Origin of the sequence: Hoylesella timonensis 4401737 = DSM 22865 = JCM 15640, assembly GCF_000455445.1 — a bacterium.
In the GTDB taxonomy this organism is placed as follows: domain Bacteria; phylum Bacteroidota; class Bacteroidia; order Bacteroidales; family Bacteroidaceae; genus Prevotella; species Prevotella timonensis.
In genome coordinates this window covers 13,389-24,351 of the sequence record NZ_HG417105.1, presented here as the reverse complement: position 1 = coordinate 24,351, position 10,963 = coordinate 13,389, and the positions used below count along the sequence as shown (strand labels likewise).

General features: G+C 40.3%; 8 protein-coding genes and 2 pseudogenes. 1 reads left to right on the top strand and 9 read right to left on the bottom strand.

Annotated elements, in window-relative coordinates; all coding sequences use genetic code 11:
• The 6 genes and pseudogenes from BN35_RS13765 to BN35_RS13900 all read right to left on the bottom strand — a co-directional run.
• Positions 1-140: arsenate reductase/protein-tyrosine-phosphatase family protein (locus BN35_RS13765; protein WP_458692673.1), on the bottom strand; the 140-nt coding region annotated here is incomplete at its 3' end.
• 267 nt (positions 141-407) lie between these two features.
• On the bottom strand, positions 408-1,568 hold the full coding sequence (locus BN35_RS12245) for an efflux RND transporter periplasmic adaptor subunit (RefSeq protein WP_028901331.1): 1,161 nt from the start codon (positions 1,566-1,568) through the stop codon (positions 408-410).
• A 4-nt stretch (positions 1,569-1,572) separates the two neighbouring features.
• On the bottom strand, positions 1,573-5,889 hold the full coding sequence (locus BN35_RS12240) for a CusA/CzcA family heavy metal efflux RND transporter (RefSeq protein WP_028901330.1): 4,317 nt from the start codon (positions 5,887-5,889) through the stop codon (positions 1,573-1,575).
• Positions 5,890-5,972: 83 nt separating this feature from the next.
• Complete coding sequence (locus tag BN35_RS14380) at positions 5,973-6,383, bottom strand: DUF6769 family protein (protein WP_374188036.1); 411 nt, start codon at positions 6,381-6,383, stop codon at positions 5,973-5,975.
• 308 nt (positions 6,384-6,691) lie between these two features.
• A complete protein-coding gene (locus tag BN35_RS13360) occupies positions 6,692-7,078 on the bottom strand; it encodes a transposase (protein ID WP_458692672.1) in 387 nt (128 codons plus the stop codon).
• 72 nt (positions 7,079-7,150) lie between these two features.
• A pseudogene (locus BN35_RS13900) lies at positions 7,151-7,351 on the bottom strand (hypothetical protein); the annotation flags it as partial.
• A 130-nt stretch (positions 7,352-7,481) separates the two neighbouring features.
• Between BN35_RS13900 and BN35_RS12225 the strand changes: the two are divergent.
• Positions 7,482-8,696 carry an IS4 family transposase gene (locus tag BN35_RS12225; protein WP_044071580.1) on the top strand — a complete coding sequence of 405 codons (1,215 nt, stop codon included), beginning with the start codon at positions 7,482-7,484 and terminating at the stop codon, positions 8,694-8,696.
• A gap of 96 nt (positions 8,697-8,792) precedes the next feature.
• On the opposite strand, the pseudogene BN35_RS12220 reads toward BN35_RS12225, so the two are convergent.
• The 3 genes and pseudogenes from BN35_RS12220 to arsB form a co-directional block, all read right to left on the bottom strand.
• Positions 8,793-9,113, bottom strand: a pseudogene (locus tag BN35_RS12220) (efflux RND transporter permease subunit); the annotation flags it as partial.
• Between the two features lie 125 nt (positions 9,114-9,238).
• A complete protein-coding gene (locus tag BN35_RS12215) occupies positions 9,239-9,700 on the bottom strand; it encodes an HYC_CC_PP family protein (protein ID WP_025073260.1) in 462 nt (153 codons plus the stop codon).
• A gap of 370 nt (positions 9,701-10,070) precedes the next feature.
• Positions 10,071-10,963 (bottom strand): ACR3 family arsenite efflux transporter (gene arsB, locus BN35_RS12210; protein ID WP_025073259.1); only part of this gene is annotated, 893 nt, incomplete at its 5' end.

The following is a 10,963-nucleotide window of genomic DNA, read 5'->3' as shown; positions in this document are numbered from 1 at the left end:
TTTACCGCCATCGGATTAACCTTTTCAGCAGGTTTTGTTCCTGCTGAAAAGACATCCAGTTTATTGTCAAATGATTGCAAAAAGCCATGTGCCATTTGGCTGCGGCAGCTATTTCCTGTACAAAGAATTAAAATCTTCATGTTTTTAGTTGTTTTTCCAAGCTATCTACAACAAATTTCGCCTAATTTTACCCAGCGATTATTCTTGTCCAGCTCATCAAAAGAGGAACGGAACATATCGACCGATAACTGTTTCAAATGTGAAGTATACTTCATCTCACTTATGATTTAACACTGTAAAGGTACGAATTTTGTGTTAAACAACCGAAGATAAAACGATATATTTTATTGAATATCAAAAGATTATAATTTATTCAGTGAACACCAATTAGAGATAGGTGCTTCATTCTATTCTTCTCCGGTTTCTCCTTTTTTCATTTCAGACAAGATATAGTAGGCACCCGATTGAGCAATATCAGAAAGTTTTTTTGTATCCTCTAAAGGTTCTATTGCTACAAATCCATTTTCTTCTTTTATCTTCTTGACACCAACAGGGAAGAACTGCCATCTTGTACCCTGACGAGAGGCTTTATAGATATAAAATTTCCCATCTTCTTCGGCTATGGCTTCAGAAGGTACAGCTTTCATTTTTATTTCATTTGTAGCAATCTGTGCCTGAATATACATTCCTCCAATTAATCCAGTTCTTTCACCCACAATATTTGCCCGCACAGCTACTGTCTGATTTTCATTGTTAAAGGTTTTACCAATGGAATATACTTTGCCTCTATAGCTTTTCCCACTTTTGTCGGATTGTTTAAATTGTACAGACTGTCCTACTTTTATTTTAGAAATATCACGTAGAAAGACCTGTAATTCAACAAAAATATTGTCTGTATTGACAATCTTCATTATTGGCATTTCTGGAGTTGTATATTGGCCTGTCTGCACGTCAATTTGCTCAACAGTGCCACGGATAGGACTCTTTATGGCGACTGTCATCTTAGGATTTCCTTTGCGAATAGAGGAAGGATTAACACCCATTTGTCTAAGCTGGGCGGATAACATTTGCAATTCGCCATTAACTATTTTCAATTCTGATTTGATACGGTCGTAATCCTTACCTGCACCCACACCCTCTTTCATCATCTTTGTCTGGCGGGCAAACTCTATCGAGAGATACCTCTGCTGATTGAGGGATGATAGATATTGTGTCTGAAGGTTGACGAAGTCGGGGTGAGACAAGTATGCGATGGTTTGGCCTTTAGCCACTATTTGTCCTTCTTTAACTAATATCTGTCTGATATTTCCACCCGTTTGCGGAGTTACAGTTGCTTCACTTTGCGGATCGATAACCAGTTTCCCATTCGCTTCTATAGCATTCTCAAAGACCATCTCTGTGAGATTGCCTACCTTAATATTCATCTTCTCCACTTGCTCATCAGTGAGGTCTACCTGGGTCTGTATCTTCAAGGCATTCTCTTCACTAGTTTCGGTCTGCTTCTTGGTGTTACCACAAGCCATAAGAAGCAAGAGAGAGGTCATATAGAAATATTTTTTTGCTTTCATTGTCTTAAATATTTGGATATTGTAAATCTATCTTTGTATTGATGAATTTTTCGTAAGCCGACCAATAGTCAAGTTCTGTCTGCACAGCATCGCCCATGGTCTGGATAAAGCCGATATAATCTGTTACCCCGAGTCGGTAAGCGGAAGCTGCTCCTCGTTGTTGCTCTCTTGCTGTTGGTAATGCTGTTTCTTGAAAGTATTTGAGTTTCGTTTGCCACTTTAGATTTTCTGTTTGTAAACGTTCTTGAACACGTTTAAGTTTCTGACGTGATAAGGTGAGATAAGTCTCTTCAATGTCCTTATTCATGGCCATGGCTTTCTTTTGTGCGCGATATGAATTTCTAAATAAGGGAATACTCATACCAACATTTGTAGTCCAATAGCCTAACTTATTTCCTATTCTCTGCGCCCCTGCTTCTACGAAAAAAATTGGTAGCACTTTTGTTTTTTCAACTTCTATCTGTGTTTGTGCCAGCTTAATTTTTTCTTTCTGCAATGCCAATATTGGATTAACAGAGTTATTGCATACTGCGAATATTTCTTCCGGAGAGGTAGACGGCTCGTAAATTCCTTCTCCCAACCATCGAGATAACAATCTAACTGCTACTTGATAATCATAAGTTGACTGATTCAAATTTTCCTTCATCTCTATCGCCTTCTTCTTCGCTGTTAAATATTCTAATTGCGAGGTCTCGCGCATTTCATATTTTAATTTTGCGGCGTGTTCAAAATTCTGATAGATAGAGTCAATCATTGCATAGACTTTCATTCTCTGTTTCTGAATGTACGCTTGGGCATAATCGTGACTTACAGCTCTTTGTAAATCATATTTTGTCAACGCTGCTTCTGCACGAGCTGTTCTTGTTGCTTGTTCTTGAGCACGAGTACGTTGCTTGTTACCGAATAGATTCAGATTCTGTCGAATAGTTAACAATGAAAAAGTAGCATCATTATTTCTGCCGAGTTCGTCAACTCCTGCTGAAAACTCCGTGCTTCCTATATTATTAACGCCTTTAATCATGGTTTCTTCACGGTTAACACGAAGTTGAGCTATCCTCATTGTAGGGTAATATTGTTCTGCAAGTTGAAATGCTTGTTGAAGACTAACAGTTTGCGCTTTCGTACCATTGGTCATTAATAGCATGACTAATGTAAGTTTAATAGCTGCTGGTATTCTTTTTTTCTTAATATTTACCCCTTCTTCTAATGCATATAATAATGGAATTACTACCAGCGTAAGGAGTGTTGCGGTAAATAGCCCTCCAATAACTACTGTGGCTAATGGTCGTTGTACTTCCGCCCCTGCAGAGTCCGATACCGCCATAGGCAAAAAACCGAGCATTGCAGCTGTTGCCGTTAGCAAGATAGGTCGTATGCGCTCTTTTGTACCCACTATAATTCTTCGATTTATATCTTTCATACCTTCACTTTTTAATGAATTGAATCGGTTAATGAGTACCAAACCATTGAGTACTGCAACACCGAATAACACGATAAAGCCGACACCTGCCGAGATGGAAAAAGACATACCACGCAATATTAAGGCTATAACTCCACCGATCGTAGCAAGGGGTACTGCCATATAAATCATCAAGCTCTGTTTCAATGATTTTAACGCAAAGTAAAGTAAAAGGAAAATTAGTGACATGGCTATTGGGAGTACTATCATCAAGCGTGCCTTTGCTTCCTGGAGATTTTGAAATTCACCTCCATATTCCAGTCGATAACCCGTAGGGAGAGTCAACTCAGCATCAAGACTTTTTTGAATATCAGCGACGACGGATGCCACATCACGTCCTCGTACATTCACTCCTACATAGATTCGCCGTGAGGCTTTATCCCGTGATATTTGCATTGGACCTGATTCATAACTAATATTGGCGATCTCTCTCAGGGGTATCTGCGACCCATTTGGCAGATCAACGTAGAGTTGCTTAAGATTATCGATACTCTTACGATAAGTCTCGGAGAGTCGAATGACAAGGTCAAAACGTTTTTCACCTTCAAATACCACTCCGGCAGAACTGCCAGCAAAAGCTGAACTCACATACCCGTTTAGGTCAGCAATATTCAGTCCATATTGTGCTAAGCGCTGCCGGTCATATTTTACTGTAATCTGTGGTAATCCATCTGTACGTTCAAGAGCCACGTCTTTGGCACCAGATATTTTACTAATAATGCTTACCATCCGATTTCCCAATTTATTGAGTTTTTCGAGGTCGTCACCATAGAGTTTTACGGCTACATCCTGGCGGACACCAGTAAGCAGTTCGTTGAATCGAAGTGCTACTGGCTGAGAGAAAGAAAAGTTTAGCCCTGGTAAAATTTGGAGTTTTTCCTTAATCCTCTCAATCAGTTCCTCCTTCGTTGTGGCTGAAGTCCATTTACTCCTGTCTTTTTCAAGGATAATAAAACCGTCCGTATAGTCAAATCCCATAGGATCAGTAGGAATATCAGCCACGCCAATGCGTGCACAGACCGTTTTGATTTCTGGAAAGTTATCCAGAAGCAGGCGCTCAACTTCTTTTTCTCTCTTGATTGTTTCAGAGAGAGAACTTCCTGGTCTAAGAAATGTTTGCATTGCAATATCTCCTTCATCAAGTTCAGGAATAAATTCTCCACCCATCCGCGTAAAGGCAATGGCCGTAATGCCTAACATGATTATAGCAGAGAGAATGACTGCTGTCTTATGTCGAAGTGAAAAAAGAAGCAGTGGATTATACGCCCTCGTGATTTTTGTAATCAACTTGTTACTTATTTGCTCCAATCTCTTCTCAAACCTGACAATCCTACTGTCGGAATTATTTAAGGGGCGTAGAATAAGAGCCGAAATCATAGGTACATAGGTTAGACAGAGTATGATCGCACCTAAGAGTGCAAACGAGAACGTGTAAGCCATAGGTGAAAACATCTTACCACTGATTCCTGTCAAGAATATAATCGGTGTAAAAACGATTAGAATGATCATCTGACCAAAGAAAGCCGAGTTCATCATTGAGGATGCTGCATCGTAGCTAATTTGATTCATGGTCGTTTGGTCAACTTTAAGATGGTGCTTAGTCCTCTTTCCAATCTCAAAAACAATACCCTCTACAATAATAACGGCTCCATCGACAATAATACCGAAGTCAATAGCTCCCAGGCTCATTAAATTCGCCCAAACCCCAAAAATTCTCATCATGATAAAGGCAAACAATAGAGATAATGGAATAACGGAAGCTGTAATGATGCCACCTCGCACATTTCCGAGTAGTAAGACTAATACAAAAATGACAATCAGGGCTCCCTCTACCAAATTGCGAGCTATTGTACTCGTTGTACGGTCGATAAGATTAGAACGATCGAGAAACGGTTTTATCTCAATACCTGTGGGAAGTGATTTCTTGATACTTTCCATTCTATTTTTAACAGCATCAACCACTTTGTCTGAGTTTGCTCCCTTTAACATCAGAATCATGCCACCAACAGCCTCATGACCATTTTGAGTAAAGGCACCATAACGTACTTGTGAACCAAAATCAACTTTATCAGCCACATCTCGTATCAGAACAGGAATGCCATTCGTATTCTTAACAACTATGTTTTGAATGTCTGCAATAGATTTAACCACTCCCTCACCACGAATAAAATTGGCCATGTGGTTGCGCTCGATATAGGCTCCACCGGTATTGATGTTATTCTTGCTTAATGCTTCGTATACTTCACTGATAGTTACTTTCATTGCATTGAGCCTATTCGGATTAAGAGCCACCTCGTATTGCTTTATACTCCCACCAAAAGAGTTCACTTCGACAACACCTGGAATCATTGACAGTTGACGTTTAACTATCCAGTCTTGAATAGTTCGCAATTTCTGTGGACTATATAAATTGCTGTCTTTAGGAACTAATGTGTATTGATAAATTTCACCCAACCCTGTTGTTATAGGTCCCATTTGGGGAGTGCCAAAGCCTTCTGGAATTTCTTCACGTACTTCTTCTAACTTCTCCTGAACAAGTTGGCGTGGCAAATAGGTATCCATATTATCCTTGAACACAATGGTTACAACCGATACACCAAATCGAGAGATAGAACGAATGTCTATTACACCAGGAAGGTTTGACATGGCAAGTTCTACAGGGTAAGTAACAAACTGCTCTATATCTGTTGTTGAAAGGTTTTCTGACACAGTAATGACCTGTACTTGATTGTTGGTGATATCTGGCGTAGAATCTACATTGATGGTTTTTAATGAATATAGGCCACCACCTATAATGATTACCAAGAGGAGTACCACCAAGAACTTATGCTTGATGGAAAAATAAATAATTTTGTTGATCATATCTCATGACATAATTATACACGACATATTGAGAACAAGCATAACGACTTATTCTATTCATTAATAAGAAAAATTGTATAAAATTATGAGATAGGAGGCGCTCGTAACCCACATGAGACTATATTTACCTCAAGCAGATGAAAAGATGGTTCTTGTGATGTTTCGTTATATTTTGAAGCATCAAGGGTTGGCAATATTTTATACGGCGAGAAAACATACAATAAGTGTGATTGCTTCTCTATGGCCTGTGTGATCTGTTGAACGCACTTTTTACCATTAATGATGTGCTTGATTTGTTCAACAGAGCAATTGTCTGGTGTAGAACCTTGACCCGGAGTCGAGTGGCCAGTGTGACTATCATTAACGTTGCCATCCAACTCACATGTCCTTTCAATGAAGCATACTTGTTTGGAGTGATGATGATGTGCCATAACAGAGACAAACAACACCATGAGGATTGCCAACCAGATACTAAATATGGATATTTTTTTCATCATCACGATGCAAAGATATCCATTTAATCTTGCAACTCGGTTGCAAAGATTAATAATCTATTAATTCTTCTTCTATGTATGATTCGTAATACTCCTACTGTTTAAATGCAAATACATTGGTAAAATCCATGTACAACGTAAGGACGAACTGGGCATGTGTCCATATCAAAATAAAGACAGTATGTTCACGCTCTTTGGGGTTTTCTTGAAAACACCTTCTGATTCCGAACGCAAGGTTTAAAGATTTAAAGAGGTAAATTATGTGAACAAACATCCCCCTCAAATTCGTTTATTTAGTGTTCGCTGAATTAATAAATCGCCATGACTGTAAAACAGCGGACTCTAAACTTTGCAATGGCATTTGCCCATAAATTGAGCTTCATTTCGAAAAGGGCAAGACAAAGTTCCCAGAGGAACTTCATCACGTTCTTGACAAAGTAGCACATTCCTGTCCAACATTCTGCTGTTTCCGGAAGCTTGGCTCTGATGTTATTGGCTCGATAGACTCTCTTGCCTGTGCCGAAAGAGCATTCGACTTCGTTTCGTTCTCCGACGGCCTTGGCCATCTTCTTGAGATATTCGGGACTTCTGGGTTCCTTTGGCGGTCGACCTAATGGTTTGCAATAAGTCTTTATCTCATATTCTTTGAGAATCCTTCTGTTTACATGGTTCATGTAGACCTTGTCTGCAAGAATAGTAGCGGGAAGGTATGTGAATCGTTCTTTGAAAAGTTGAATCTGTAGTGAGAGATCAGTACTTTCGTTGTAGGCATCCCAGCCACCGGCAGGTTTCCCCGTTTTGGGGTTTCGTCCTTCGAGCGTATACCAATAAATTTGGCCTAATGCCGTGGCATCTGGCCCGAGTGTTGGTTTCACTCCTTCGGGCAACAAACCGGCAGGAAGCGAGTTAAGTTTTTCCAAAATGCGTGACCGGCTCCAATAAAAGTCGACACCATCATTAAAGATAATTATTGCTGTCCGGTAAAATGACTATCTTTGCTCATGGTTATGTTTTATTTTAGTAAAAACAAAGATAACCAAAAGGGCTGACACCTCGTGAGAAGTGTCAGCCCTAAATTATTTTGTTTAATAAAGTTTTATCGGACAGCCGGTCTATAGTCAAGTATTAAAGTTACTCGACAAGGAGAAAATTCTTCAAATAAGCCGCGAAACGAAAGGAAGCGAGGCTTATGTGAAGCGTTTTGATGGTTACCAACATCTTGTCGTAATGTTGTTCGGCATCCTCAAACACTTTGATTCTCTGCGCGAACTTGAGATAGGCATGAAAGCGGAGGCTCACAAGCTCGCACACCTCGGAACGAACTATCTAGTTCGTCGCAGTACGCTTGCAGAAGCCAATATACGCCGTCCTCAGGAGTTCTTTGCAAGTGTCTATGCATATCTACTGGAGAAGTATGCCAAGTTTTTAGCGGACAGCCGTCCTGCCAAGAGTTATAAGGGGCAGACGCACGAGCCTAAAGACTGGGAGAAGCTGCTTTACATGATGGATTCCACCACAATAACGCTCTTCGACAACATACTCAAAGGGGTTGGTCGGCATCCGAAATCAGGCAAGAAGAAAGGCGGCATGAAAGTGCATACGGTTATGAAGTATCATGTCGGCGTGCCGATGGTGGTGCAGCTCACATCCGCCGCTAAACACGACCATTACCTGCTAAAAGAGGTGCATCTGCCAAAAGACTCCACTTTGGCAATGGATCGTGGTTATGTCGACATAGCACAATTCCAACGTCTTACAGAAGAAGGCGTTTGCTACGTGACAAAAATGAAGAAAAACCTTAAGTATGAGGTACTTAAATCCGTTACGTATGTCAATGCAGAGGGCCTCGTAACGCATATTGATCAGAAAGTGCTTTTTACAAGAGGAGAACTCACCCACGAGGCACGAAGGGTGGAGATATTTTACGAGACAAAGAGACCTGTTGTACTATTGACCAACAACTTTGACTTTACTGTTGAGGACATTGCTGAAATCTACCGCCTAAGATGGGCTATCGAGTCGTTGTACAAACAGCTTAAACAAAACTTCCCGCTTCATTTCTTCTATGGGGACAGCGTCAATGCCATACAAATACAGACATGGGTAGTCTTGATTGCGAATTTGCTGATAACAGTCCTGTCAAGAAGCATCAAGAGGCATTGTGCATTTTCGCAAGTTGTTACCATGGTACGGCTTATGCTTATGTACTACGTTGATTTTATCGCATTTATGGAAAATCCCGAAAAAACTTGGAATGATTTCCTTGCAAAGGAGATGCAAAAAGCGCCACCTGAACCAAGTCTTTTCGATTAGGAGGGCTTACTTTTGAAAAAATAAACCTAAAAGTCCAATTTTACGGGGCTTCGGGGAAGATATTTATGCTCTTTTGAGTTTTACCGGACAGCAATAAAAGATAATATAGATAAATGACATGCCGAACATCGACGTTGACCGAATGGTCTTGACACCAGGAATTCCTAATAATGCCGTTGTTAGGGAGTATGTGACTTGCTCTTGAATATCTTTTGGCGAGCGCCCCATCCAATCTGTTGCGATGATTTGTTGGTTATCACCAATGTTGGGGATAGCATCTACAGCCACAGGATTGCGTGGTATGAGACCGCTATGCCAGTTAAAGGGGACGGTAGACAGCCCACCTATTATAATCAATATCAACACAAGCGCCGTGATTAAACGGTTGTGAAGAAAGTATCCAATAATTTTGTGCATTGAATGTACTTGTTATTTAACGACCTCACCCGTGCTAAAGACTTATCAAAAGAAAAGCATCGCCCAATAGTATCTGTACGATTGGTCTCTTTTCTTGCGAAAATCAAACTTTCGGTTCGGTCAAATTATACCATAAATAAATGTTGAAACGAAATCCGTTTCATCGTAGGAGGAGCCCGAAGTCCGCTATACGTAAGGTAAAGGAAGCCCAAGTAGGAGTTAACATACGCATAAGCGTTGCTGTTACTGCCCTCCTCTGCAGGTATAAAATTAAATAATAAGTAATCAAAGTTGATGGTTACGCCATGAAACCAATCGTTGACCAGGAGCAAAGGATGCACCTGTGGCGTGCTGCTTTGCATGAATTGCTGGTGCAGCTGGTAATGATGCGCGACATGCTTACACATCGGACAACCTGTATTCTCATTGCAACAATCAGCCATTTTCTGTCCGGCTTCGGTCTTAAAATGAATGCCATTCACGGTCATGCCTACCAATTCACTATCGCAATAGTGAATATTTACGTTTACTCCCGACACACTCATCAAGAAAAACAGCAGCATTATGATGGATAGCATGCGCCTCATTATTTTACAAAATTAAATATTTTGATTTGGTAAATATAAAAAATCACTTTTTTTATAATTTATTAACCGAGAAAGTCAATTTATTATTGGATATACTTTGTATTATTTACTTTGTTAACTTTTGGTATAAAGCTGTGAATATGCGCACATCGCCCTCAGCTAACTTTCGTATTTCATTCTGATTAAAGTCCCCCTTTTATTTATAAAGGTTGTTTGTTGTCAAAAACAAGCATGCTTTTTTGTTTCAACAACAAATGTATCTTTATTCTGACTTTTGTAAAAGGCAGAATGCTGGAAACGTTAGGAACAAACATTTCCAGCACCAAGCCCCTTTTTACGATAAAGTTAGATTAGGACTTTTGCGCTATTGTTATTTTGAAGCTGGAAACCAGTTTCGTGTGTTATTGGCAATCCTTACTAACATCAACATCACCGGAACTTCGACCAACACGCCCACCACCGTAGCCAATGCAGCCCCGGATTGTAAACCAAAAAGAGAAATAGCCACAGCAACCGACAATTCAAAGAAATTACTTGCCCCAATCATTGCGGCAGGTGCAGCAACATCATGGGGTAATTTCCACCATTTCGCCCAACCGTAAGCAACGAAGAATATCAGAACCGTTTGCAACACAAGCGGAACGGCGATCAATAAGATATGCAGGGGATTGTTCAGTATCGTTTCTCCTTGAAATGAAAACAGGATAATAAGCGTTAATAACAACCCGCCTACCGTATAATTGTCAAACTTGTTGATAAATACATTATTGAAGTATTCTATACCTTTGCGGCGGATAACCATTATTCGGGTAATGACCCCGGCAGCAAGTGGTATCACAACAAATAGCCCTACGGACAACAACAGAGTGTCCCACGGGATAGATACGCCGCCAACTCCCAGCAAGAAAGCAACGATAGGGGCAAACGCTACCAATATGATTAAATCGTTCAGTGCCACTTGTACCAGTGTATAAGCGGCATCCCCTTTAGTAAGGTAACTCCACACGAACACCATAGCTGTACAAGGTGCAGCCCCCAATAATACCGCCCCGGCTAAATATTCTTCGGCTAATCCGGCAGGTATAAAGGCTTTGAAAACCACATAGAAGAATAAATAGGCTATTCCGAACATGGTAAATGGCTTTATCAGCCAATTTGTAACGCAAGTGACTATTATTCCTTTAGGACGCTTGCCGACATTCTTAACACTTTGAAAATCCACTTTTAGCATCATCGGATAAATCATTAACCAAATCAGGATTG